Genomic DNA, 25,651 nt, shown 5'->3' on the forward strand with positions numbered 1-25,651 from the left:
GTGGTTAAAAAGTCACATTTTCAAACAAAAAAACAACGCCCACACGCATTCCTGCGCTAGAACGTTGCTTCTTCATCATCATAATACTGTCAACACTTCTTCTTTCAAACTTTCCATTCCATATCTGCGGACAAATTTTCCGAACTGCTCGCGTTTCTTGCCATTGGCAGCATAGGTTTCTATCAGGAAGTCGACCATGTTGTAAAGCTCTTCTTCGGTTACTTCCCCGGCAAAAAGCTCTGCCGTTTTTGCGTCCAAGCCTTTGCCCTTACCTCCCACATACAGGTCATACCGGTCATTATGACGCTTGATCACACCGATATCGTTGACCAATGGTTCTCCGCATGCGGTTGGGCATCCGGTGTAAGCAGGTTTCAAGGTAAAGGGAACAGGCTTTCCTGCAATGCGCCTGTTCAGTTCCTTCGCAATCGGCATGCCCTCTTCCAATTCCCCTTTACAGAAGTTGCATGTGCGCAGGCTTTTCACATAATTCCCGACAGGATAGCATTCCAGCCCTGCTCCTTCAAAGGCAAACACCGCTTCATCCAGCCTGCTTTCCGGAATATCCACATAGAGCTGCTGAAATGTCGTAAGCTCTAGTTCATCTTCTTCCTTCATATATGAGGCAAGAACAAGCAATTGCTTGCTGGTCAGCTTCGCGCCAAAAGAAATCCCGCCGTTGACTGCAAGCTTTATCGTTTTCTCCTCTGTCATTTGTCTACCCCTTTATTCCGTGATTTCGATTACATATGGGAAAGCATATACCTTGCCGTCCAACTTGAATTCACCCCAAAGCTTATACATGCCAGGCTTCGTGAAATGCGCTTCGAATACAGGCTCTGTTTCACTTGCAGGGTGGACGTGGATGAATTGCTCGAGCCCTTCACCCACTACGACCACATGCCCTAATGCCCCAAGGTAGTTTTCCGGTTTTGCCCCGTTCAAGTCAAAGGACAGTACCACATTTTCTTTCATCGAAAAGCTCTCCACATTCAAGGTAGCTTGATAGCCGTCTTGTTCTTTCGTCCAGTTTGTTTCTGCTTCAAGATGAGCATGGTCATCCTTATGCTCCCCTTCGTCTTCATGAGTCTCATGTTCCCCGATCATCAACGATTTTGGTTCAACCTTATACTCCAGATTGGTTGGCTTGATATCTACAAAAGCCTGATACATGCCTTCTTCCAGATCTGCTTGAACCTCGAACACTCCAGGATTCCTTTTTTCTGGATGCAGATGATGGAAGCTTTCCAGGTTTTCACTGATCACGATAAGGTGCATCAGCTTTTCATGATTTACGTCAAGCTCATCAATCGGGTTGCCATCCTGATCTTCGAGGGAAACAGTGATGGCTCCATCTTCCGTTACTACTTCCGGTTTCACCTCACTTGCGGACTCGCTGTCATCATGTTCTCCATGACCACCATGCTCTCCGTCTTCACCAGTAGCATCCTCATCTTCTTCCCCATGTGCATGCTCCTCTGTTTCCTTCTCATGCTCGTCATGATTGTTGGTGGCACTTTCGTCCGCCGCATAAAAGGAATAAGCGGTGTAGCCTCCTATAACAATCAATAAATAGATCACCGCAGAAAAAATCCACTTTTTCATCCTTTTCACCTGCTCTTTATAAATTGTTGTTTTCGCATTCATTGTTGCTTTTGACGTATGCAACATACACACGCACATACTTTATCTTCGTGCTCTTTTCCGGTTTGTTCGTTTTTTTCTTATTTGAATTTTTATTTCTGATAACTGTAAAAAATCCAAAAGCCGATTTTTTACGGACAAAAGCAACAAACTTGATGAAAAGAGCCTTATAATTTTACTTTCTGCAATCTTAGTGCATTAAGCACAACAGACACGGAACTGAATGCCATAGCGGCCCCCGCTACCCAAGGTGCCAGGAACCCAAGTGCTGCAATCGGGATTCCGATGGTGTTATAGGCAAATGCCCAGAAAAGGTTCTGCTTGATGTTCTTGATGGTCTTTTTGCTCATCATGATCGCGTCGGCAATGCTGTTCAGATCACCGCGCATCAGGGTAATATCGGCGGCTTCCATCGCAACGTCCGTACCTGTCCCAATGGCCATTCCAATATCTGCCGTTACAAGGGCAGGTGCGTCATTGATGCCATCACCTACCATTGCCACCTTTTTCCCTTCCGCCTGAAGTTTTTTGATTTCTTCGGCTTTCTGCTCAGGCAGGACCTCTGCGATAACACGATCCACACCGGCTAGGTCAGCAATTGCCTGCGCAGTACGTTGATTATCGCCTGTCATCATCACAACTTCCAAGCCCATATCCTTCACTCGTTTGATCGCAGAAGCAGAAGTTTCCTTAATGGTGTCCGCAACAGCGATAATTCCTTTATAATCGCCATCCACCGCAATCATCATTGCCGTTTTACCATCAGACTCAAGCTCCTGGATCGTTGTCTCGGCATCGGTCAAATCAATGTCATGCTTTTTCATTAGCTTGCGTGTTCCAACTACTACTTTTCTCTCTTTTATAATTGCTTCGATCCCATACCCCGGAATTGCTTCAAATGCCGTGGAATCGCCAAGTTCAATTCCTTTTTCCTTTATTCCATCCACCATCGCTTGTGCCAAAGGATGTTCGGATTGCTTTTCCGCAGTCCCCACCAAACGCAGGATTTCCTCTTCTTCCCCTTGGTTTACCAGCAGAACATCTGTCAAAACTGGTTTTCCGTTTGTGACTGTACCCGTTTTATCAAGTACCACCGTTGTGATGCGATGTGTCTGTTCCAAATGTTCGCCGCCCTTGAAAAGAATACCGAGTTCAGCCGAGCGACCGGAACCGGCCATAATGGAGGTTGGCGTAGCCAGCCCCAGGGCACATGGGCAGGCGATAACAAGAACAGCAATCAGGTTTACCAAGGCACCCGCAAAGTTTCCGGGATCCACGATAAAGTACCATACAAGGAACGTCAGTATGGCAATACCAACCACTATCGGAACAAAAATGCCCGAAATCTTATCTGCAAGGCGCTGAATTGGCGCCTTAGATCCTTGCGCCTGTTCCACAATCCGGATGATTTGTGCCAGAGCGGTTTCACGCCCGATCTTTGTTGCTTTCATTTTCAGAAAGCCATTTTTATTCATAGTCGATCCATAGACCATATCACCGATCTGCTTATCGACAGGAATGCTTTCACCAGTCAGCATCGATTCATCGACAGCTGATTGCCCTTCCAATATCTCGCCGTCCACCGGTATTTTCTCGCCCGGTTTCACGGATATAATATCCCCAACCATTACTTCCTCTAAAGGAACTTCCATCTCTTTGCCGTCGCGAACTACCAACGCGATTTTCGCTTGCAGACCCATCAGCTTTTTGATCGCTTCCGAGGAACGTCCTTTTGCTCTCACTTCGAAAAGCTTTCCTAAAATAATGAGCGTAATGATTACTGCACTTGCCTCAAAATATTGCTCCACCATATGGGCACCAGAACCGATAGATACGATGGATAAGTAAAGGCTGTAGAAGTAAGCCGCACTTGTTCCTAGCGCTACCAGCACATCCATATTCGCACTTTTGTTTTTCAGCGCTTTATATGCCCCCCTATAGAATTGCCAGCCAATGAAAAATTGGACTGGAGTCGCCAAAGCCATCTGCACCCACGGGTTCATCAGCATATCGGGCAGGTAGATGAACGAAGTAAAGGAAAAGTGGCTTACCATCGCCCAGAGTAGCGGAATCGTGAGAATCAGGGAAAACACAAATTTCCCTTGCTGTTTCTCCAGCTCTTTCTGCCTGAAATCCTCTGCACCTTCATTTTTTTCCACTTTTACCGTTGCACCATATCCGGCTTTCTCGATTCTTGCAATGATATCGGATGGTGTAAGCCTGGATGGGTTATATTCCACCGTACCGGTTTCCAACGCCAGATTGACGGTAGCCGCATTGATACCGTCGAGCTTATTAAGAACCTTTTCGATTCTGCTTGAGCAGGCTGCACACGTCATTCCGGTAATGAGGAATTCTGCTTTTTCCTTTACCACTTCATATCCCAAGTCCCGGACTTTTTTCTCGATGTCATGGGGACTCACTTCGTCAGGATTGTATATTACCGAGGCGTTTTCCAACGCCAAATTGACATTGGCTTTCTCCACACCCTGAAGCTTATTCAAGCCCTTCTCAATTCTGGTGGAGCAGGCCGCACACGTCATTCCCACTATTTGCATCTGGGTTTCTTTTGACTTTTGACTCATAGCTTTCAACCTCCCACATACCTGTATGGGGTATATTTTTTTGGTAAGAAAACGCGCTTTGGTTAAAGCACGCTGTTCTCGTTATTATTCTACTTCGTAGCCTTCTTCGTCGATTGTTTCTTTGATTTGGTCCAGTGTTAAATCTTCACTCTTATATTCAACCGCCACTGTACCGGACGCAAGGTCCACTTTCACAGCGTTTACGCCAGTCAATTCACCGACACTACCTTCTACCGCTTTTACACAATGCCCACAGGACATTCCACTTACTTTTAACGTTACTTGTTCCATTTCTCCATCTCTCCCCTATGTTTATTTCATTAATCGTTTTACAGTAACTAATAGTTCATCAATGACTTCCGTGTCGCCTTCTTGGATTCTCTCGACCACACAGGACTTCATATGGCCTTCAAGAAGCAGCTTTCCGACGCCGTTCAAGGCGGATTGGATCGCAGCGATCTGGGTAAGCACATCATCACAATACGTATCCTCTTCAATAAGGCGCTTCACTCCTCTGACTTGACCCTCTACACGGTTCAGTCGGGAGATCAGGCTTTTCTTGACTGTCTCCGAATGGTGGCTTTTCCGCTCCCCATTGGCGATATGGCAACATTCGCTTGATTCAGGATCTTGATTTAAAATAGGTTCTATTGGAAGGTTTTCCATGGTTGTTGACCTCCTCTCGATATTAAAGTAACATACCCCTATACGGTATGTAAAGCCTAAGGTTTTATCATTTCAGGCTCTGTTAAACACCGCTGTTGATTTCCGCACTAAGCTTCGCTTTCCGCGGGGCGCTTGTGGAGCCTCCTCGACTTTTGCCTGCGGTGTCTCCACTAACCGCTACCTCCCGCAGGAGTCTTCGCCTATTGCTCCAATCAACAGCTAGCGACCTTGAAAATCAAAACTATTCTTTAACACAGCTACTTTTAAAATAATTTGTCATTGGGGAAGCGTTTAAATATGTGGAGAGAATTTGTTCTGGAATGGCTGGAAATTGCCGGGCCATTCGCCATTTTACTTAGTATTATCTTCAATACGATCATCAGCATTCTCGCATTTGTTCCAAGCTTTTTTATTACCGCCGCCAATATTGCCTTTTTCGGGTTTTGGATGGGCACTCTCGTTTCCTTTGTTGGCGAGTCGGTTGGTGCTGTTGTCAGTTTCCTGCTTTATCGGAAGGGATTGAAGGCATTTTCCCCGAAGGCGCTGGATCGATATAAATGGCTGGTCCGTTTGCAGGAAACGGAAGGATACCGAGCATTTTTGCTGGTGTTGGGACTCCGTCTTTTTCCTTTCGCACCATCAGGCCTAGTCACATTGGCCGGTGCAACAAGCAGGATCAACTTGATACACTTTGCCATCGCCAGCACAATAGGAAAAATCCCAGCTCTCCTCCTTGAAGCCTACTCCGTCTACCGGGTACTCGAATGGGGCCTCGAAGGAAAAATCATCCTCACCCTCTTCTCGATAGGGGTGGTGGGTATGCTGTTTTTTCGAAAGAGATAGGGGCCAGACCCCGTCCGAAAATCTGGAAAAGCTCCCTCCACGTTGCTGTGGAGGGAGCTTTGTTGTGTTTGTAATTTGTAGAGTTTGAGAATTGTGTTTAAGAAAAAATCTTTTTAATCTACGAGCCCCGCACCCACATGCTCGAGCAGGAAGGCGGACCGGTTCTTTCCATAGAAGCCTAGGTGATGCAAAGGTCTTGTCATGGCAACATATAAGAGCTTTACATCGATTTCCGTTTCTGTATAGACCTCATCGAGTGTACATAGCAGAACCGCGTCGAATTCGAGTCCTTTTGCCAGCTGTGCATGTACAATGACGACGTCCTTCTGATTGATTTCTTGATTTTCCTTCAGCAGCTGGACAGACAAGCCTGTATGCTTTCGGAAAAGCGACTCGATTTTCCCGCATTCTTTCTCCGTTTTCCCAATGATGGCAATCGTTTTCCGACCCTCCGCATATAGCTTCTCAATATCGCGGGCCATCACAGTCACCATTTCCCCGTCACTTTCTGTCCAATCCACAAAAGCAGGCTTCGCACCATGCCTTACCACCGGCTCCACGCGAGGCAGCTCAAATGGAAGCAGCGCCAAAATGTCATTGGCCGCCTGCATGATTTCCACCGTTGTCCGGTAGCTTTTCTGGAGTGTGGTGTAAGCGGCTCTTGGAAAAATCTCTTCCTTCACCTTATTCCAGTCCTGAATGCCGCGATAGGAATGGATGCCCTGCGCCAGGTCCCCCACTATTGTAAACATGTCCGTTTCCAGGGCACTTTTCAAAGCAGCCAATTGGAAATAGCTGTAGTCCTGTGCTTCATCGATTACCACATTCCTAGCACGCAGGTCCTTATCGATTCCGAACAGGTTATGTTGCAGGTAAAGAAGACCTGCCAAGTCTTCGAGTTCATAGTTTTTCTGTTTATGTAGGTTGATCTGGTGTTTGATGAAATAACGTATCTGATAGTCATCCAGATACGTTTTTGCGTATTTCGCAAACCGCTCCCGGTCGGTGACAAGTTGTTCATAATAATAGAAGAGTGTGTGCTTGGGAAGCTTTCTGATAAAAGCATTCACAGCCGTCCGTGATTCCTTCATGATCTCATTCACGAGCTCATCCTTCTTGTCCATCGCTTTTGTCACATAGCTTTTTCGCTTTGCCGGATCAAGGTTGGAATTGAAAAGAGCCTTATCCAGCTTGTGGTCATAGAACTTTTCCACTTTGAGTATGAGCGTTTTCTTCTCGGTTCGGACGTAGTTCTGCAGGACTTCCTTCACCTTTTCGATTCGCCTGTAATAGGGGAGGTAGGTATATTCCCGTTTGATCAGCTGCTCCATCCTCTCAGCGGTATAGAGCTTGAATTTCCCGGTCAGGTAGAAGTCTTCTTTTGGCAGCAATGTCTCCAGGATGTCGGCCAGATAGGCATCCATAATCTCTTTAAACTCCAGTGACCCTTTGAAGCCTGCCAGCCACTGCACCATTTCCGGGTCCTCATACTCGTGGTTGATAAAGCCCATCAGCTTTTCAGACGGCGATCGAAGTTTTATTTTCTTGCCGATACAGCTCTTCACATAGTCGATAATAGTGGTCTGTAAGATCCGGTCCACCCCGAGCTCCGGGAGAACCTCGGAGATATAGTCTATGAAAAGATTATTCGGTGCCAGGATCATCAACTGCTCCGGACGAAAATGCTCCTGGTAGGTGTAGATAAAATAGGAGATTCGGTGCAGGGCAATCGTCGTCTTTCCACTCCCAGCCGCTCCTTGGACAATGATCGGCTTATTGAGATCCGCGCGAATGATCCGGTTCTGCTCTTCCTGGATCGTGGATACAATATCGGTCAGACGGTTGCTTGAGCTTCCCGACAATGATTCCTGCAAAAGCTCATCGGTCGTTGTCAGATCAACATCCCTGATTTCCTGCAGCTCCCCCTCTTCCATGATGTATTGGCGCTTCAAGGAAAGATAGCCATCATAGACTTCTCCCTCCGCCTCGTATTGGACGTCCCCAAGTCTGCCGTCATAGTATAGGTTTGCAATAGGAGAACGCCAGTCCACAATGATGGGATCCTGTGTTTCCCTATCAAACAGGGAAGCTTTCCCGAAATAGAGGACCTCTTCCTGGTCTTTTCCCTCTCGTTTATAATCGACTCGTGCAAAATAGGGCTTATGGTATATTTTCTTTAAGCTGCGAATTTCCTCTTGTGTGCGTTGCAAAAGGTTGGCGTTGGTCAGCATGTTCATGTAGCTGAAACTGCTGTCCTTGAAGTCCATCCCTTCGAGCGCTTCCTTGAAACTTGAGCGAAAGGACTCTTCGTCCATTTCAGACGCCTTGATGACAATGTCCATATATTTTTTCGTAAACAAAAGCCGTTCGACTTCCTGATCGAATTCAGGATGCTTCTTCTTTTTTTCTCCCAACCTCTTCACACTCCTTGCTTGTTTTGGAGACGCAAAAAACCATGAACTAGAGAAAACTCCATTCATGGTACAATCCTTGGGTTACATTTTTCAAAGTACGCAACGCTCTTATGTTCTTTTTTAGCCGGAAGAATTATTATAAACGCTTACAAGACAATTTGCAATTTTCTTTTTAAACTAAAAATAACCCTTGTCTATTTGTTCTGTCATATGTAAACTTTAAATATATTTTAGTTAACATATGAAATTGGAGTGAGACAAAATGACTTGGAAACAGCTTGCGGAAAAAGTGATTGGTGGTTATTCCCTTACAACGGATGAAGCACTTCAGATTCTTGAGGAAAGTGATGAAAATGTGCTGGAGCTCGTTCATGCGGCCTATCAAATCCGAAAACATTATTATAGCAACAAAGTAAAACTCAATCTGATTATTAATGCAAAAAGCGGACTTTGCCCGGAGGACTGCGGATACTGCTCCCAATCGATGAAAGCCAATACGGAAATTGACAGTTATCCTCTTGTCAGCAAACAGGTCATTGTCGAGGGGGCAAAGGAAGCCAAGAAAAATAAAATCGGCACCTATTGCATCGTGATGAGCGGAAGAAAGCCGACCAACCGGGATGTCAACACGGTGGTAGCGGCGGTTCAGGATATCAAAAAAGACATTGAAAGCATCAAAATCTGTGCCTGTCTTGGGCTTGTAAATGATGAACAGGCCCATCTTCTAAAAGAAGCCGGGGTGGATCGCTTTAACCATAATATTAATACAAGCAAAGGGCATCACAGTGAAATCACGACGACCCACCAATATGATGACCGCATCAAGACACTCGAAACCTTGAAGAATGCCGGGATCTCCCCCTGCTCCGGCGTCATCTGCGGAATGGGAGAAACCTTGGAGGATATTGTGGAGATGGCGTTCAGCTTAAAAGACCTGCACGTAGATTCTATCCCGGTGAATTTCCTTCATCCTATTGAAGGAACAAAGCTTGAGCATCTCGATGATTTGACACCACTGAAGTGTCTGAAGATCCTCGCCATGTTCCGATTCGTCAATCCGACCAAGGAGATCCGCATCTCAGGGGGACGTGAATACAATCTGCGCACTCTGCAAAGCCTTGGACTTTATATGGCAAACTCCATATTTGTCGGTGACTATTTAACAACAAGCGGCCAGGCCTCCCAGCAGGATTATCAGATGATTGAGGACCTTGGGTTTGAGATTGAAGAGAATGCATTTGAAACGGAAAGTCAGCATTTCGCTAGAATATAATTAGAAGAAAGCCTGCGTCATCCTATAGCGATGATGCAGGCCTTTACTTAGTTTGCAGCCAGAGAAAACTGTTCATTGAGCAGAGCCAGGCGATAGCGTGATAATTCCGCTGTCATCACACCTTGTTGCACCGCGGGATCATGATTTTTGAAATGTTCTGCCGCTTCCTCGTTTTCCGCTTGAAAAATGACAATGCCAAAACCTGTTGCGTCTGTCTGATCGGTTCTGCCAGCCAGGATCACGACACCCTTTTCCACATTCTCTTTTAGATATTGAAAGTGCGCAGATACGATATTCCCATCTTCTTCTGTCCAGTTCGCTGCTTGATAAAGTCTTTCTGGCAAGCGCAATACATAAATGTAAGTATTCAATTGGTGTACCCCCTTTTTGTCTGTATCTTTAATTCTCCACTTATACTCCAATAACCTTTAATAAAAAGACTTCTTTAAACACCGCTGTTGATTTCCGCACTAGGCGCAGCGACCCAAGGGGCGGTGCTGGATCCTCCTCAGGCTGCGCCCTGCGGGGTCTCCAACCTACCACTGCCTCTCGCAGGACAAGGAAGGCTGCGGCAGCGATACATCGCATGAGGAAAATGCTCGCATTTTCGAGGAGTCTTCGCGCCTATTGCTCCAATCAACAGCTAGATTCTTAAAGAATTTCACAAGTCTTTAACAGAGCTTACAAAATAATTCTCATCTTTTACCAGATGGTGTATAATTATATTGAAATATTTCGAAAGTTAAATCAATTTTTAGTGTACAGGGGGATTAATCACGTTGGTAAACTACGAAAAAAAGCATCTTTATATGATGGGCGCCATCGCCGTTTTAATTTTGACACCTTTCTACATACTTGTTGGGCCTTTTATTTTTCAGGGGATCCTGTTTGATGATGTCAGCGTCTGGCTTCTTCAGACTCCGATGACCGCCTATGGAATGTATGGGATTTCAGCCCTGATGCTGGTATTGGGCTTATTCATTTCATCCTTTTTTGTTAAAAGGGCAGTCTATTTCACGAGCATTGGATTGGTATTGGCCGGAGTTTTATTTGTGATGGGGACCTACTCCTTCAAATCTTTGAGCACCGAGGAAATCACCTGGGGAGAACCATTTTCTTTTAAAACCCATACCTATTCCTGGGAGGAAGTGAAAGAGGTCATTCTTGTTTCACCCCCTACCGAGGAAGAGAAGCACACCATGGTCTTCTATTTCAATGACGGGAAAGAAGTGACGTTTGTGAGAAACAATGAGTTTCAGGCAGAGTTCTCCAACTTTAATACTGCTAAAAGACAGTACAATTTTCCTTTTAAAGCAAGTGAGTGACAGAAGAAACTAGCCTATTGGAACGATTTATTGAATGTTGACAGGATACTCCCCTCCTTATGGAGAATCTACTATCACCAGAATCATCATGTAAGGTGACAAGCAGTTTCACATAACTAGAGGAGGCTTTAGAAAATGGAATTTCTATTAGTATTGCTTATCCAACTGTTCATTGGTGGGATCATCGCTTTTGGGGTTTTCGGCATCATTCAAGTTCTATTACCAAAATTCAACGCTCTTTACCTGTTGGGACTGCTCTATGGCGCCGGAAGTGTATTCGCCCTGTTCAACAGCTGGAAGCAGGAATGGATTCTCTTTACTATTCTCGCTATCATCGCATTATTTGCCATCCTTACTGTAAGATTTTATCGATATATTTATCAGCTTACAGAACAAAAAGCTAATGATTTTAGAGAAGTAAAACTATAAGGCAGGCTGATAAAGCTTCCAATAGTATCGAGGCAGGGAAGAGAACGTTTCCCTGCCTCCTTTTTGTTTTACAATACGTTCTTCTGGATAACTCCCCTGCTCTGCTGCATATACTCTGCAATCTTTTGGGTATACAAGGTAATAGGAATCAGCAGGATCAGAGGAGGAAAATGAGTGAAGAAACTATCGAATGAATATATAGAAGAAGTGGTGAAGGCTTCCAGGCCCTTCGCCTCCCGGGGCAGCGTGGTCGATCATATTCCTGATTTGGATCAGTCCCATCTGACCAATCTCGGGGTGACTATTGTTACGCTCGATGGGGAAATCTATTCAGCGGGGGAGGACCAGGACAGTTTTTCCTTTCAAAGTATTTCAAAAGTCATTCTCCTTTTAATGGCGTTAGCGGATTTCGGAAAGGACATTGTCTTCCAAAAGGTCGGCATGGAACCGACAGATGATCTCTTTAATTCCATTTCCCACTTGGAGGAATATGAAGGAAGCCGGCCTCATAATCCGTTGATCAATTCAGGAGCAATTGCGACTGCAAGTTTGATCAAGGGCAGTACGGTGGAAGAACGCTTTGAAAGGGTACTGGATTTCCTGCGAAAAATTACAGAGGACAGCAAGATTGACATGAGCGAGGAAGTTTACCGGGCTGAATGTAAAAATGGAGCACGAAATAAAGCTTTGGCCTATTTCATGGAAAGTACAGGAGTTCTGTCCAACCAGGAGTCAGACGATGCACTGGACCTGTATAATCGAGTGAATTCCATCGAAATCAATTCATTGGCCCTTGCGAAAATGGGGTGTTTTTTATCCAATCACGGAAGATTGATCGGACGTAAAAAACAGATTATCCAACCTGAATATATTCGGACAGTAAAAGCCATTATGCTGACATCCGGGATGTACAACGAATCCGGTACCTATGCAGTGGAGGTCGGTTTCCCTCTAAAAAGCGGGGTTTCCGGAAGTATTGTCGGATCCGTACCCGGCCGTATGGGCATCGGAATCATCGGCCCTGCGATTAATAAAAAAGGAAACAGTTGTGCAGGAGGCGAAGCGCTGAGAATTTTATCGCGCGACCTCGAATTAAGCCTTCTTCATGACCGCAACGTCAAAAATTTATAGCAGTAAAAAAAGCTCAGGATCCCTGAGCTTTTTTACATTTAACCATTCACGACTGTCCCGCCATTCACATGAATCATCTGCCCTGACACATAGGTGGAATCGTCCGAAGCCAAGTAAACATAGGCTGGTGCGAGCTCTGATGGTTGTCCTGGACGTCCCATTGGAGAGTCGGTGCCGAAATCCTCCACATCGTCTCCCGGGAAGGAAGCAGGTATTAAAGGCGTCCAGATCGGGCCAGGCGCAACACCGTTGACTCTGATTCCGCTTCCGACGATATTGACGGATAAGGAACGTGTCAGCGCTACAATCGCGCCTTTTGTTGCCGCATAATCCATCAAAACCGGCTGTCCTTTATATGCAACGATGGAAGCCGTATTGATAATGGAGCTTCCTTCTTTCAGATACGGCATGGCCGCCTGGATAAAATAGAAATAGGAAAAGATGTTCGTCTGGAAGGTCCGGGTCAGCTGATCGGATGAGATATCCTCGATTTTCTCCTGGTAGTGCTGCTCAGCGGCATTATTCACAAGAATATGTAGACCTCCAAGCTCCTCCACCGTCTGCTTTACTACATCCGTACAAAAACTCTTATCCCCGACGTCCCCGGAATACAGTAGACATCTTGTCCCGTAGTTCTCCACCAAACGCTTCGTTTCCTTAGCGTCCTCATGCTCGTCCAAATACACGATGCTTACATTGGCCCCTTCTTTTGCAAACGCGATGGCAACCGCCCTGCCAATCCCGCTGTCGCCACCTGTGATAATCGCATTTCTTCCTTTTAGCTTCCCACTCCCTTTATAGGTAGGATTATCAAAAATCGGTTCAGGTACCATTTTATGTTCATCACCCGGCTGCTTTTTCTGCTCCTGTGCCGGCTGTCCTTCTGTTTGGCGTAGTGTAATATCCTCTTTTGCCATATCTTCTCTCTCCTTTTCCTCTTCATTTAATTGGAAGAAGCAGCCCTTGTCGGAGGCTGCTTTTTCAATTGGGTACCTATCACCTTAATTGGAATCATTGGAGCTATCTGAGTCATTGGAACTGTTTCCACCTTTTTTGCCGATCTCTGCAAAGTGTTCTGTTCCATATTTCTCTTTTACTTTTTCTCCACCTTTTCTTCCTGCCTCTTCACGGCTCATATTTCCACCGCTGCTATCACTGTTGTTACTGCTACTGTTGGTGGAGCTGCTATTGTTGTTTCCACTGTTACTGCTGTTTCCGCTGTTGCTGTTGTTTCCGCTGTTGCTGCTGTTTCCGCTGTTGCTGTTGTTTCCGCTGTTGCTGTTGTTTCCGCTGTTGCTGTTGTTTCCGCTGTTGCTGCTGTTTCCGCTGTTGCTGTTGTTCCCGCTGTTACTGTTGTTCCCGCTGTTACTGTTGTTCCCGCTGTTGCTGTTGTTTCCGCTGTTGCTGTTGTTTCCGCTATTGCTGTTGTTTCCGCTGTTGCTGTTGCTGCTGTTTCCACTATTTTTGCTGTTCCCGCTGTTGCTGTTGTTTCCGCTGTTGCTGTTGTTTCTGCTGTTGCTGTTGTTTCCGCTGTTGCTGTTGTTTCCGCTATTGTTGTTACTGTTATTGTTGTTATTATCATTATTGTTATTACTGTTGTTAGCCACTTTAACCCTCTCCTCTTTTCTTATTTTTAGTATGTTTTGTGCCAATCGTTCACTTCGCGTTCCGCTTCTTCTTTTGATTTTCCATACCGTTCTTGAATCTTACCTACTAGCTTGTCGTGATCTCCCTCAACCTGCTGAAGATCATCATCTGTGAGATTGCCCCAATTCTTCTTAGCGTCGCCTTTCATCTGGTTCCACTTGCCTTTCATGGTTGCCTGATTCATGAAAATCACCTCCCAAATGTTTTTGTGACATCCTAGCTGGCTCGTCACTAGTAAATGAATTCCACCTATGACAGATTTAAAACATGAATATTTGCTTGTTTCTGAAATTGATTCCATCTTCCTACACTATTTCCCGAAATAAATTTTTGTTTAACATTTCGAAACAGGGGGAATTACCTTCTATGTAGACGTTGAAAAAATTTACCAATAAAACAACTATCGAGGAGGAACTTATTATGTTATGGACCGTATTTGCTGTATTAATCGTACTTTGGATCTTGGGATTCGCAATGGAAATTGGCGGAGGACTTATTCATATCCTTCTAGTACTTGCGCTACTGGCAATTGTATTCAACCTATTTTCAGGACGACGTCGAGTCTGACCGCAGACACAAAATGAGGACAAGGTGACTGGCTTCATATGAAAAAACCAGTGGAGTCAGTCAGAAAACAGCTATCATATTGATTATTCTTTTAGAAGAAAATACTACGTTTAGTTTGAAATGGCTTAGGGAAAACCAATTATAAGCTTTTAATAAATGTTGAGGAGGCAACCGCATATGTTATGGACCGTATTTGCAGTTTTAATCATTTTATGGTTACTTGGATTCGCATTTGATGTAGCAGGTAACTTAATCCATATCGTTTTAGTAGTAGCACTTATCGCGCTGGTCTGGAATCTATTTGCTGGACGCAGACGACCATAGATAAAGGAAAAAAGAAAAGCTGGCAGCTATCGGGATTTCACCGATAACTGCCAGCTTTTTTTGTTATTTTGTTAAGGTGTCCGTCAATACCGGAACAACCTGTTTCTTACGGGAAACCACTCCACGCAATAGTGCTGTGTTGTTTTCCAATGTTACATTGTATGCCTTCTCTACAGCTGCCGTCTCTTTACCAAGAGTCAATGCAACTGAATCATTTGTCAGGATATCAGTTACGACAAATACAAATAAGTCCAAGCCTTTGTTCGCGATCGTATTAAGGATTGCCAGCTCCAGCTCTTCTTGAAGCTTTAATACGTCTGCCGTATCCACTGTGTTCACCTGTGCGATCTCCACTTTATAGTCGCCCATTTGGAATTCTTTTGCATCCAGTGTGATCAGCTGCTCGACTGTTTTATCGCTCAGGTCAGCGCCAGCCTTCAGCATGTCCAAGCCATAGCTGTTCGCATCCACTCCTGCAATGGCTGCAAGTTCATTTGCAGCTTGCACGTCCTGCTCTGTGCATGTCGGGGATTTGAATAGCAAGGAATCTGAGATGATGGCAGAAAGCATCAAACCTGCAACCTCTTTCGTGATTTCCACGTTGTTCTCTTTATAAAGCTTGTTAAGAATAGTAGCCGTACATCCAACCGGCTCCGCGCGATAGTACAACGGGTCGCTTGTTTCAAAGTTTGCAATACGGTGGTGGTCGATAACCTCCAGCACTCGAACCTGATTAATGTCGCTCACGCTTTGTTGGAATTCGTTGTGGTCTACAAGAATAACTTCCTGCACTTCGTTTGCTGCTGTCTCGATCAGACGGGGCACTACCGTATTGAAATGCTTTAGGGCATATTCCGTTTCCCCATTCAATTCTCCAAGGCGAACAGGTTCAGCGTCCATTCCCAACTGCTTTTTCAGTTCTGCATACGCAATAGCGGAACAGATGGAATCTGTGTCCGGGTTTTTATGTCCTAATACAAATACTTTTGACATGGTATATTCTCCTTGCATCGTTATCTTTTTAATAGAGCTATCCGCAGATTCCATGATAGCTTTTCCTCTTTGAATTTTACATTAAATGTGGGAGATTTTCAAAAGAGTATGTGAAATACTATATTTTTAAGTTGCTAGTTGCTTCTTTACTTCATTGATAAAAATGACAACCTGCTCCTGGTATCGTTTGTCCTCTTCGTATTTCTTCGGGATGATCAGGATCTTCGCTTTCATCATTTTTCCAAAGTAAAGCAGATGATTGCGTTTTGTCGTTACAAGCTTCAAATTTTTATCAATCGGAATTTGGAGATTTTCTTTGCCGGCTATAAAATAGTCGTCTCCAATATGATACGTGATCCTGATCTTTTTTGAAGGATCAGTAAATGTCTTCTTGTAAAAGATGTGACCCATTGCCGATAATCCAATGAAAATAATTCCGTAAAAAATTCCAAAGAAAATCACGGACCCAATTATTAATAATAATATTAATCCAATGGGATCGCTCATTCCGGAATAAATGGATGTAAAAACCACCACCAGCGGCATGATGATAAACATCAGCTTTTCAGTGAGTCTTGCACGGGGAAGGTTTCTTAGCCCCTCTTTCCCATCTCTTGGCTTAAAACGATAACTCAGCTCGATTTTCTCCAACACTCTCCACCCTTTTATTCGTTTCTACTATCATACTAACTGAATTGTTACTATGATTCATGGAAAACGGGCTAGAAAAACAAAACTTTTATCCTGCAAATGGTTTTACTTAGATATACTTCGTCGATAATTGTCGAAAAACTTTACCTCAGCTATTATGCGGGTAGAGTGATTGCCGTTGACATCACCAATCCATCCGAGCTGACCGAAATCGGCCGCTACACACCGGAAAGTGAGAACGTCTGGGGCGTATTCGTGGACAAGAATTTCGTGCTTGCTTCTGACATGGGTTCTGGATTGAAGGTGTTGTTGAAGAACAATGGGAATGGGAACAAGTCAAATCGGATTTTGGAGTAGAATATAGCGGGAATTGGCAAGCGGGATGATCCCGCTTGCTTTTTGTGGGTGGGCGACACAGGAAGCAGATTGTGTCTATATGAACCATCAAATGATTTACTTATTTTACCAACCAAACTGATATGTTTTCAGATGTAGGATTGATTCGAGGTGTGGAGGGTACTTGTCATATATAACAGTTTTAAGGAGGCCGAAAATGAAAGATGTAAATGTGAAAATACCTAAATTCAGTAATTCCTTATGGAGAGCATACCCTCCCCTCTCCTCTTTCCAACCTTTAAAAGAGGATATCACTACAGATGTCACGATTGTCGGGGCAGGAATCACTGGGATTACATCCGCCTATCTACTTGCAAAAGAAGGAATTCAGGTTGTACTCCTGGATGCAGGCAAAGTAATCGATGGAACAACCGGTTATACAACCGCCAAAATTTCTTCCCAGCATGGGTTGATATACAACGAACTGATCCGGACGGTTGGCGAGGATGCCGCAAAAAAATATTACAACGCAAATCAAGATGCCCTTTCTTTTATCAGAAAAACCTCCAATGAATTAAGTATCGATTGTGAACTGACTTCTCAGAGTGCCTATGTTTACGCCTCTTCCTTTAGCACAGAAAATGAAATTGAAAAGGAAGCAGAAGCATATGAACGACTCGGGCTGAATGGTGGTTATGCCGCAAGTGATGATGTTGCTCTTCCATTCGAGTGGAAGAATGCCATAGTGATGAGAGATCAGGCACAGTTCCACCCCGTCAAATACCTTCAGGGTCTGTTGGCTGAATTCCTACGGCTCGGAGGAAAGGTATATGAACAGACACGGGCAGTGGAAATCGGAAAAGAAAAACATCCGGTTGTGAAGACGAAAGAGGGCCATCAGATTAAAAGTACACACGTTATTGTCAGCTCCCATTTTCCGTTTAATGACTTTGATGGGCTCTATTTTTCCAGATTGCATGTGGAACGTTCCTATGCGCTGGCGGTTCGGGTTCGTTCCGAGATTCCCGATGGTATGTATCTTAGTGCAGACAAACCATCACGCTCTATTCGCTATTCCTCTAGTCCTGAAGGTGGAAAGCTCCTTCTGCTTGGCGGGGAAGGACACCCTGTCGGCCAAAGTAAGCAAGAAACCCTACAGAACTATGAAAAACTGGCTGATTTCGGCGATCGCTATTTCGGCGGTATTATTGATATCCCTTATCGGTGGTCCTCGCAGGACATCTTTACGCTCGACAAAATCCCGTATATCGGACAAATGCATACCGACAACGATAGCGTGCTGGTTTCAACCGGCTATGCGAAATGGGGCATGACTAACGGAACAGCAGCCGCTCTGCTTCTGAAGGACTTGATCCTTCATCAGGTAAACCCCTTCAAGGAGCTGTTTGATCCGGGCAGAAGCGAATGGAAGCCCGCCTCCATCAAAAGTTTTGTAAAAGAGAACGCCAATGTTGCCAAAGAGCTTCTAAAAGGAAAAGCCAAACGCCAGGATCGCCTGCTTGAAGACCTTGGCTCGGACGAAGGCGCACTGGTGAAGATTGGCGGAAAAAAAGTAGGCGCCTATAAGGACACCACCGGACATTGCCACCTCATCCAACCAACCTGCACCCACATGGGCTGCGACGTCGAATGGAACAACGCCGAACGGTCCTGGGACTGCCCCTGCCACGCCTCCCGCTTCAACTACAAAGGCCAAGTCATCGAAGGGCCGGCAGTGAAAGATTTGTCGAAATTTGAGGGGGCCTGACCCCTCTTTATTTTTATATAACATTTTAAAAAGTTCATATTTCGACAATAGGCTGCAAGCGTTGGGGCGACTGTATTTATATTGTCGTTTAATCAAACGTTTGTTTAAATTTAGCTATTTTGGTATATAGATCATTGTTGCGCTGGCGCTGGGGTGTGCTTATGAAATGGGGATTGATCGTGGGCGTTCGGGGGCTGAATTTTGCGAATCGATCCAAAAGCAGCAATAATCGATCCAAAATGTCCAATTATCGATCCAAAACATGCCCTAATCGGTCCATTCCACCTATCTATCGATCCAAAATGACACGTTATCGGTCGTCTTTCCAATTAAAGGAAAAATTTCGTTGACTTTACATCGCATCCCTCCCAAATTACATCCGAACCACACCTGAATCGCCTCAGCACGCATCACCCCGCCCCCAAAAGAAAAAGCGCCTACACCGAAAAAGTGTAAGCACCCTTCTTATAGCTTATATAAATCCGCCTGCTTCAGCATGTCCGCTTCCCTTTTGGCACGGACGGTCTTTGTTTCTTCATCGATTCCGGTGAATGGATTATGCTCCTTCGGGTTAGCATGCTCTTCCAATGGATCTACTTGATAGGAGGGTTCAGTCTGCTCCTCCATAACGGGAATCGGCTTTGTGCTCTCTACCGGTTTTCCTCTATGATTCGCTTCATCCACCAGTACGACAATTCTGCCGTTCTCGATATCTGTTGCATACATTGGCGCCTCCCGGTCGGATACCCCCAGTTCAAGCAGGCGATTTCCGACACCTTCTGTTTCTTGGGCTTCATCCGGGATAATGGCGTGCTTTATCTTATCCATGATGGAATCATCCTCAGGCTCCGTTGTTACCATCTCAACAATGGTGCCCTCCGGAAAATCGGAGCTGTTCATTTTATGCTGGGACACTACTGAAATCTCATTTGCCGCATAGCCATGGACGATCAGGCCTTCTACCACATTCTTCGTTTCCAATTCCGAATCGTATACACCTAAAATTGTTTTTCTCATCTATAATTCCTCCTAGAAATGTAATAGTTGTTGTTATCTCTTACATTCCCCGGAGGCATATTTTCGAAACGCATTCGACGTTTAAGTGTGTGTTCCGATCACCCGAACTGAGCAGCATGGAGCCTACTGTAGATCCCTTCCGCTTCGAGCAACTCCTCATGACAACCTTGCTCTGCGATCCCTTCCTTCGTCACTACCATGATCCGGTCGGCATTCTTGATGGTTGCCAGGCGGTGGGCAATCACTAACGTTGTACGGTCTTTGGAAAGCTCATTCAAAGCCCCCTGAATGGCGCGTTCTGTCTCTGTATCCAGCGCAGAGGTCGCTTCATCCAAAATAAGGATAGGCGGATTCTTAAGGAAAATACGCGAGATGGCCAGACGCTGCTTCTGCCCGCCGGATAGCTTCACGCCACGCTCCCCAATGACGGTATCTAGACCATGAGGCTGCGAGGCAATGAACTCATCCAATTGCGAGCGGCGGGCTGCTTCCATGATTTCCTCATCAGTGGCATCGAGCTTGCCGTAAGCAATATTTTCACGCACAGTGCCAGAAAATAAAAATACATCCTGCTGCACGATCCCGATCTGGCTTCGCAAAGACTCGAGTGTCAGCTCGCGCGTGTCATAACCATCAACCAGAATGCTTCCTTCCTCAAGCTCATAGAACCGTGGCAGCAGACTGCACAGCGTCGTTTTACCCGCACCAGATGGCCCGACAAACGCCACCGTCTCCCCTGCACGGATGTTCAAGTTGATATTCTTCAATACCCGCTCCGTTCCCTCATAACCGAACGAAACATTCCGGTAATGAATCTCCCCATCAAGCTCTGCAGAAACAGCTCCTGGTGCATCGGCAATATCCGGTTCAGTATCCAGAATTTCCACATAACGCTTGAAGCCCGCAATCCCTTTTGGATAGCTTTCGATAACGGCATTGATCTTCTGGATTGGCCCCATTAAAACATTTGATAGTAAAATAAACGCTACAAACTCCCCGTACGTCAAATCTCCACGAATGACGAAGAACGTACCGAACAGCAGGGTGAACAACGTAACAAGACGCATCAACATATAGTTGGCCGTCACGTTCTGTGCCATGATTTTATAGGATGCAAGTTTCGTATTTCGGTAGTTTTCATTGTTGACGGCAAATTGCTTCTGCTCATGCTTTTCATTGGCAAAAGCCTGCACGACACGGATCCCACCGATGCTGTCCTCCACCCTTGCATTGATTTCCGCCACATCCCCGAACATCCGGCGGAAGGTGCGGGTCATTTTTTTATTAAAATGAATGGCAAGCACCATCAATAATGGAATGACCAAAAATGATAGAATCGCGAGCTTCCAGTTGATGGAGAGCATGAGCACAAACGACCCGATCAAGGTCATCACGGCGACGAACACATCCTCCGGTCCATGATGCGCCACCTCGCCGATTTCCTCAAGGTCCTTTGTCAGCCGGGAGATGGAATGTCCAGTTTTGTTGTTGTCATAATAACTGAAGCTAAGCTTTTGCATATGCTGAAAAAGCTTGCGGCGCATATCGGTCTCAATATTGATCCCAAGCATATGACCCCAATAGGTGACCACAAAATGCAGGCCGGTATTGATTGCATATATCGCCATCAATCCAAGGCAGGCCCAGAGAATGAGCGTCCAGTTCGATTCCGGCAAAAGTCGGTCGATTACCTGATTGACCGCGAGTGGAAAAGCAAGCTCGAGCAGCCCAACAAGAACCGCGCAGGAAAAATCGAGGATAAATAGCCATTTATATGGCTTATAGTAAGAAAAAAAACGTCGCAACACGCTTTTCCCTCCTTTTTTCTATGTAGTATTTTTCTATATTGTACCTGTAAATCTCACATTCTAGTATTATTTTCTTCGGGACACTAATGATAATGATTTTCAATCATTCCTAATATACTACTTCCTATCAACTGTCGTCAACGACTCTTTCTAGGAATACAACGCCGGACACTACAAGAGGTGAACAACGCAAAAAGAGACCGCCCCACTCATAACAAGGGCGATCTCCACAAAAATCACATAAACACGCTCTTCTCAATCTGTTTCATTTCATAAAAGTACCCTTTACTTTCCATCAACTCGGCAAAGCTTCCCATTTCCACGAACCGACCTTGCTCCATCACGATGATTTGGTCCATCTTTTCCAAACCGGTCAAACGGTGGCTCACCAGAACGAGTGTATCCTCCTTCGCCTGTTCAAATAGATGGTCAAAAATCGCTTTTTCCGTCAACACATCGACAGACGAGGTCGGCTCATCCAAGAGCCATAACCGGCCACCCTTCAGCATCGCACGGGCAATGGCCAAGCGCTGCTTTTCGCCTCCTGAAAGGTTTTCGCCTTTTTCTAGCACCCTATCATCCAACGAGAAGTGGTCGAGTCGAACTTTCGCTAGAGCTGACAGCAATGCCATGTCCTCCAGCTCCTCCCCTGCAAGCTTCAGATTATCCCTAATGCTGCCATAGAAAAAGTGGTTCTCCTGCAGCACGACATTCGTACTCTCCCAAAGTTTTTCCTGTACCACCTGTGCAATCGGGATACCGCCGATGCGAACCGAACCGGAGTCCGCCTCCTGGATTTTCAAGAGCAGCTGCAGAACGGTCGATTTACCAGAACCGCTCGGGCCGACAATCGCCGTTTTGGTTCCGGCAGGCAAGCTCAAGCTAATTTCATTTAATGTAACCCGTGGCTCGTCGGGAAAAGTAAAGCTGACTTTCTCCAGCTCCACATCCACTGCCTTACCGATTGGCAGCGTGGCAACAGAATGAGTGACTTCTTTCTTGTTCTCGTCCTTCACCACTGAATACAATCTCGTTGCCGCCCTGCGGCTGTCCTCCAGATGGTTCGGGAAAACCGCCATCGGGGTGGCATTTTCAAAGACGGTCAACGAAATCATCACGAGCATCGCAAGGAACAAACCGTTCAAATCGCCTTCCACGACTAAAAATGCCCCAAGCGCCAGCACCATCCAGGATACAAAAAGTGAAGCAAAGGAATTTACGGATTGGTTGAACATCGCCTGCACACCTTCGCGCTCCTGCTCCTTCAAATAGGAGTCGGCCGCCTTCACAAGCTGCTCCTCTTTCCCAGCGAGCTTCTGGTAAATTTTCAAATCACGGAAGCCGTACAGCAGCTCCGTTACTTCTGTCGAAAGCTCGCCCCGCTCCTCCCGCACCCTGCTTAGTACCTTGCGCTGCTTCCACGCGAAAATTGCCGGAACTACCAATCCTGTTAAAAGTAGCCCTAAGAAAATCACGAGTGCAATGTAAACTGAATAGAACGAGAGAAAGAATATCGTACTCAGGAATACGATGACCAGCACGATCGGCGGATAGAAGACGCGCAAAAAGAAGTTCTGCAGGCTTTCCACATCCCCGACGATTCTTGAAAGCAGGTCGCCGCTCCGGTATTTTTGAAAGATCCCCGGGGCAAGCGGCTCCAGCTTTTCATAAAAAGAAACCCGCAAGTTACTAAGAATCGTAAAAGTCGCACGATGGGAGAAATACCTTTCCCCATATCGGCTAAGCGCACGAGCAAATCCAAACAGCTTCAAGAGGGCAATCATGACGGTCAGCGCGTAGATCGGCGGCATGAGCGCCGCCTTGGAGATCAAGTATCCGCTTGATGCGAAAAGCCCCACCGCCGCAATTCCTGCCGTGAATCCAAGCAAGATAGAAAGGAAAATATCCTTCTTCTCCACCATCATCAGCTTTATCACTATCGCTAAATCCTTCATTCCGCTCCTCCTCCCTGCTGTACGGACACCATATCCTGATAGGCGGGAACCGTGCTGATAAGCTCTTCATGTGTTCCCTCTGCGATAAGCTCTCCACCATCCAGCAGGAGAATCTTATCCGCTTTTCTGATGGTGTGAAGACGATGCGCCACTGTAATGACAGTCGACGTCTTCGCCAATTCCTCCATCGACCTTTGCAAAATTCGTTCTGTCTGCAGATCCAGCCCTGTCGTGGGTTCATCGAAAAGAATGATATTCGGCCTCTTCAGGAAAGCCCTCGCCAAGGCAAGCCGCTGCTTTTCGCCACCTGAAAGTCCTCTTCCCGCTTCCCCGATTTTTGTATCGAATCCATGCTCCAGTGATTGGATCAGTGGAAGAATGCCCGCTTTTTCTGCCGCCTCTTCTATTTCCTCGCGAGTGGCGTCCGCTTTTCCACCAATGGCGATGTTTTCGGCAATCGTTCCGGAAAAAAGATACGGATTCTGTGAGATGTAGCTGAGCTGATCGAACCATTCGGATTCCCTGTAAGAATATAACGGCTGCCCGTTCAGAAGCACTTCCCCTTCTGTCGGACGGATCAGACCTGCTATCAGATTAAGCAGGGTGGATTTCCCCGCTCCGCTTCGTCCGACGATGGCGATTTGTCCATAAGCAGGGATTTGAGTTTGTATGTTTTTCATGGTGAAGCCGGTTGGCGCATACCTGAAACTGATGTTTTTCAGTTCGATGACCGGCGGCATTTCTGAATTGGCCAACTCTTCGCTTCCCCAATCAATCGGCTCCTCCTCCACCGCAAGCTCGTCTGTCACCTTTTTCGCCGCTCCCATGCTACCGCGCCCTGTATGGAACGCACTACCAAGATCCTTCAGGTACAAGTAGAATTCCGGTGCAAGCACCAGCACAAAGAATGCCGGAAAGAATGTAATATTTTTAAACACGACCATCTGCAGACCGATTTCCAATGCGATAAGTCCAATCGCAAGCATTGAAATCAGCTCAAGCATTAGTGAAGAAAGAAACGCAATCTTCAGCACTTCCATCGTCGCTTCTCGGAAAGATAGACTGCTATCACGGATGACGTCCTTCTGAATACGAGACTGTCCAAAAAGCTTCAAGGTCGTCAAGCCTTGCAGCGTATCGAGAAACTTCCCTGAAAATGCCGCTAGCTTATCCATCTGCTCCTCGGATTTCTTTTTCGTTTTCAGTCCCACCACAATCATAAAAATCGGGATGAATGGTGCTGTCACAAGAATGATCCATCCCGAATTCATATGCTGCGTGAAAATCGCAATCAGTATCATGATCGGCACAACGGATGACTGAATCATCTGCGGGATATAGCGACTGAAATAGGGATCTATCTCATCCACCGCATCCATCATCACGCTCACTTTCTCCCCGGACTGACCCTTTAAGGATGCAAGAATAGGGCTTTTGGAAAATTTATTTAAAAGTGCATAGCGGAAATCCCGCTTCACCTTGGAAGCCATCTTCACTCCTGCCAGCCCGTTCAGATAGGTGAGCAAGGCCCTTGCCCCCATGACCGCCAAGAGTCCACCGAGGAATGGGATGATTTCCTGGAATGTATGTCCCTTCAGGAATATGCGATCAACTATCGTTACGAAAAAGTAAGCCTGCCCGATGACAGTGAACCCCGACAGGACAGCCAGAATAATCAGCACCGCCCTAGTATTCCGTTGTGCCTTTGCAATCGATTTGAGATCCTTCATCCTTTGCCACTTCTCCTTTTAGATTGGCGTATATGTTAAATGGTTTAATTTAATATTTGAGAGTACGTGAAACTCTTCACATACTATACTCATTATAATGCATCACACTTCAATTTGCCCGTTTCGAGATTGACCTTTTTATGACAATTTGTATGTTCCCTTTTTGGAAAAGGTTGAAGCATTGAAAATGGTGGCAGTTTATTTTCGGGAAGTCATCACCAAACAAATCAAGTCTATTCCCCCCACCCCCAGCATAAAAATAATTTAATCGAGAAAAAACCATTGCATTCCACTCCCACCTGTTGTAAATTAGTTAAATAATCAAAATGATTCGTAAATTTCATAGTGAACTTTCTTATCCAGAGAGGTCGAGGGAAATGGCCCGTAGACACCTCAGCAACCAGCAGCGTCTTACAGACGACTGAAAAGGTGCTAATTCCAGCAGGTTTTCATTTAAAAACCTGTACAGATGAGAAGAATGAACTTTTTTGCAAAAGTCTTCTTCTTACAGAAGGCTTTTTTATTTTCCCTAAAAAAGTCCCTGT

26 protein-coding genes and 1 riboswitch are annotated in these 25,651 nt (G+C 45.6%); of the genes, 9 read left to right on the forward strand and 17 right to left on the reverse strand.

Annotated elements, in window-relative coordinates:
* Positions 1-78 precede the first annotated feature (78 nt).
* The 5 genes from ACQCT5_RS19505 to ACQCT5_RS19525 form a co-directional block, all read right to left on the reverse strand.
* Positions 79-714, reverse strand: coding sequence for a nitrite reductase (locus tag ACQCT5_RS19505; RefSeq protein WP_499644348.1), 636 nt, complete (start codon positions 712-714; stop codon positions 79-81).
* Positions 715-726: 12 nt separating this feature from the next.
* Positions 727-1,605, reverse strand: a complete 879-nt coding sequence (locus ACQCT5_RS19510; RefSeq protein ID WP_499644350.1) for a DUF8832 domain-containing protein — start codon at positions 1,603-1,605, stop codon at positions 727-729.
* A 206-nt stretch (positions 1,606-1,811) separates the two neighbouring features.
* Positions 1,812-4,229, reverse strand: coding sequence for a heavy metal translocating P-type ATPase (locus ACQCT5_RS19515; protein WP_499644352.1), 2,418 nt, complete (start codon positions 4,227-4,229; stop codon positions 1,812-1,814).
* 84 nt (positions 4,230-4,313) lie between these two features.
* Positions 4,314-4,520, reverse strand: coding sequence for a copper chaperone CopZ (gene copZ / locus ACQCT5_RS19520; RefSeq protein WP_499644354.1), 207 nt, complete (start codon positions 4,518-4,520; stop codon positions 4,314-4,316).
* 21 nt (positions 4,521-4,541) lie between these two features.
* On the reverse strand, positions 4,542-4,895 hold the full coding sequence (locus ACQCT5_RS19525) for a metal-sensitive transcriptional regulator (protein WP_499644356.1): 354 nt from the start codon (positions 4,893-4,895) through the stop codon (positions 4,542-4,544).
* Positions 4,896-5,192: 297 nt separating this feature from the next.
* Between ACQCT5_RS19525 and ACQCT5_RS19530 the strand changes: the two genes are divergently transcribed.
* Complete coding sequence (locus tag ACQCT5_RS19530; RefSeq protein ID WP_499644358.1) at positions 5,193-5,738, forward strand: TVP38/TMEM64 family protein; 546 nt, start codon at positions 5,193-5,195, stop codon at positions 5,736-5,738.
* Between the two features lie 113 nt (positions 5,739-5,851).
* On the opposite strand, the gene helD is transcribed toward ACQCT5_RS19530, so the two are convergent.
* Complete coding sequence (gene helD / locus ACQCT5_RS19535) at positions 5,852-8,152, reverse strand: RNA polymerase recycling motor HelD (RefSeq protein ID WP_499644360.1); 2,301 nt, start codon at positions 8,150-8,152, stop codon at positions 5,852-5,854.
* A 262-nt stretch (positions 8,153-8,414) separates the two neighbouring features.
* Here helD and bioB point away from each other — a divergent pair, with 262 nt between their 5' ends.
* Complete coding sequence (bioB, locus tag ACQCT5_RS19540; RefSeq protein WP_499644362.1) at positions 8,415-9,425, forward strand: biotin synthase BioB; 1,011 nt, start codon at positions 8,415-8,417, stop codon at positions 9,423-9,425.
* 47 nt (positions 9,426-9,472) lie between these two features.
* Here the strand turns inward: bioB and ACQCT5_RS19545 are convergent, their stop codons facing one another.
* Complete coding sequence (locus ACQCT5_RS19545; RefSeq protein ID WP_499644364.1) at positions 9,473-9,796, reverse strand: YciI family protein; 324 nt, start codon at positions 9,794-9,796, stop codon at positions 9,473-9,475.
* Between the two features lie 408 nt (positions 9,797-10,204).
* Here ACQCT5_RS19545 and ACQCT5_RS19550 point away from each other — a divergent pair, with 408 nt between their 5' ends.
* From ACQCT5_RS19550 to glsA, 3 genes are all read left to right on the forward strand, one after another.
* Positions 10,205-10,750, forward strand: a complete 546-nt coding sequence (locus ACQCT5_RS19550; protein ID WP_499644366.1) for a hypothetical protein — start codon at positions 10,205-10,207, stop codon at positions 10,748-10,750.
* 135 nt (positions 10,751-10,885) lie between these two features.
* Positions 10,886-11,179, forward strand: a complete 294-nt coding sequence (locus tag ACQCT5_RS19555; RefSeq protein WP_499644368.1) for a hypothetical protein — start codon at positions 10,886-10,888, stop codon at positions 11,177-11,179.
* A gap of 174 nt (positions 11,180-11,353) precedes the next feature.
* Positions 11,354-12,310 carry a glutaminase A gene (gene glsA, locus ACQCT5_RS19560; RefSeq protein ID WP_499644370.1) on the forward strand — a complete coding sequence of 319 codons (957 nt, stop codon included), beginning with the start codon at positions 11,354-11,356 and terminating at the stop codon, positions 12,308-12,310.
* 38 nt (positions 12,311-12,348) lie between these two features.
* Here the strand turns inward: glsA and ACQCT5_RS19565 are convergent, their stop codons facing one another.
* The 4 genes from ACQCT5_RS19565 to ACQCT5_RS19580 form a co-directional block, all read right to left on the reverse strand.
* Positions 12,349-13,227, reverse strand: a complete 879-nt coding sequence (locus tag ACQCT5_RS19565) for an SDR family oxidoreductase (protein ID WP_499644372.1) — start codon at positions 13,225-13,227, stop codon at positions 12,349-12,351.
* Between the two features lie 84 nt (positions 13,228-13,311).
* Positions 13,312-13,446 carry a hypothetical protein gene (locus ACQCT5_RS19570; RefSeq protein WP_499644374.1) on the reverse strand — a complete coding sequence of 45 codons (135 nt, stop codon included), beginning with the start codon at positions 13,444-13,446 and terminating at the stop codon, positions 13,312-13,314.
* A complete protein-coding gene (locus tag ACQCT5_RS19575) occupies positions 13,443-13,892 on the reverse strand; it encodes a hypothetical protein (protein ID WP_499644376.1) in 450 nt (149 codons plus the stop codon). Before ACQCT5_RS19575 ends, ACQCT5_RS19570 begins: the two co-directional genes overlap by 4 nt.
* A gap of 51 nt (positions 13,893-13,943) precedes the next feature.
* Positions 13,944-14,141 (reverse strand): CsbD family protein, encoded by a 198-nt coding sequence (locus ACQCT5_RS19580; RefSeq protein WP_499644378.1) that lies wholly within the window; start codon positions 14,139-14,141, stop codon positions 13,944-13,946.
* Between the two features lie 236 nt (positions 14,142-14,377).
* On the opposite strand from ACQCT5_RS19580, the gene ACQCT5_RS19585 reads away from it, so the two are divergent.
* Both ACQCT5_RS19585 and ACQCT5_RS19590 read left to right on the forward strand, forming a co-directional pair.
* Positions 14,378-14,524 carry a lmo0937 family membrane protein gene (locus ACQCT5_RS19585; RefSeq protein WP_386642497.1) on the forward strand — a complete coding sequence of 49 codons (147 nt, stop codon included), beginning with the start codon at positions 14,378-14,380 and terminating at the stop codon, positions 14,522-14,524.
* Positions 14,525-14,701: 177 nt separating this feature from the next.
* Positions 14,702-14,848 (forward strand): lmo0937 family membrane protein, encoded by a 147-nt coding sequence (locus ACQCT5_RS19590; RefSeq protein WP_204418430.1) that lies wholly within the window; start codon positions 14,702-14,704, stop codon positions 14,846-14,848.
* A gap of 63 nt (positions 14,849-14,911) precedes the next feature.
* Here the strand turns inward: ACQCT5_RS19590 and ACQCT5_RS19595 are convergent, their stop codons facing one another.
* Together ACQCT5_RS19595 and ACQCT5_RS19600 are read right to left on the reverse strand one after the other, a co-directional pair.
* On the reverse strand, positions 14,912-15,841 hold the full coding sequence (locus tag ACQCT5_RS19595; protein WP_499644381.1) for a manganese-dependent inorganic pyrophosphatase: 930 nt from the start codon (positions 15,839-15,841) through the stop codon (positions 14,912-14,914).
* 126 nt (positions 15,842-15,967) lie between these two features.
* Positions 15,968-16,492 carry a hypothetical protein gene (locus ACQCT5_RS19600; RefSeq protein WP_499644383.1) on the reverse strand — a complete coding sequence of 175 codons (525 nt, stop codon included), beginning with the start codon at positions 16,490-16,492 and terminating at the stop codon, positions 15,968-15,970.
* A gap of 168 nt (positions 16,493-16,660) precedes the next feature.
* Between ACQCT5_RS19600 and ACQCT5_RS19605 the strand changes: the two genes are divergently transcribed.
* Both ACQCT5_RS19605 and ACQCT5_RS19610 read left to right on the forward strand, forming a co-directional pair.
* Positions 16,661-16,849: a hypothetical protein gene (locus ACQCT5_RS19605; protein WP_499644385.1), complete on the forward strand. Its 189-nt coding sequence runs from the start codon at positions 16,661-16,663 to the stop codon at positions 16,847-16,849.
* 196 nt (positions 16,850-17,045) lie between these two features.
* On the forward strand, positions 17,046-18,596 hold the full coding sequence (locus tag ACQCT5_RS19610) for an FAD-dependent oxidoreductase (protein ID WP_499644387.1): 1,551 nt from the start codon (positions 17,046-17,048) through the stop codon (positions 18,594-18,596).
* A gap of 465 nt (positions 18,597-19,061) precedes the next feature.
* Here ACQCT5_RS19610 and ACQCT5_RS19615 read toward each other — a convergent pair whose 3' ends face one another.
* From ACQCT5_RS19615 to cydD, 4 genes are all read right to left on the reverse strand, one after another.
* Complete coding sequence (locus ACQCT5_RS19615) at positions 19,062-19,613, reverse strand: general stress protein (RefSeq protein ID WP_499644389.1); 552 nt, start codon at positions 19,611-19,613, stop codon at positions 19,062-19,064.
* 98 nt (positions 19,614-19,711) lie between these two features.
* A complete protein-coding gene (locus ACQCT5_RS19620) occupies positions 19,712-21,421 on the reverse strand; it encodes an ABC transporter ATP-binding protein (protein ID WP_499644391.1) in 1,710 nt (569 codons plus the stop codon).
* A gap of 236 nt (positions 21,422-21,657) precedes the next feature.
* Positions 21,658-23,376 carry a thiol reductant ABC exporter subunit CydC gene (gene cydC, locus ACQCT5_RS19625; protein ID WP_499644393.1) on the reverse strand — a complete coding sequence of 573 codons (1,719 nt, stop codon included), beginning with the start codon at positions 23,374-23,376 and terminating at the stop codon, positions 21,658-21,660.
* Positions 23,373-25,106, reverse strand: coding sequence for a thiol reductant ABC exporter subunit CydD (cydD, locus tag ACQCT5_RS19630; RefSeq protein ID WP_499644395.1), 1,734 nt, complete (start codon positions 25,104-25,106; stop codon positions 23,373-23,375). The genes cydC and cydD overlap by 4 nt, the downstream gene beginning before the upstream one ends.
* A 352-nt stretch (positions 25,107-25,458) precedes the next feature.
* Positions 25,459-25,582: riboswitch (SAM riboswitch) on the forward strand.
* Positions 25,583-25,651: the final 69 nt, after the last annotated feature.

Source organism: Sutcliffiella halmapala, assembly GCF_050107295.1.
Taxonomy (GTDB): domain Bacteria; phylum Bacillota; class Bacilli; order Bacillales; family Bacillaceae_I; genus Sutcliffiella_A; species Sutcliffiella_A halmapala_A.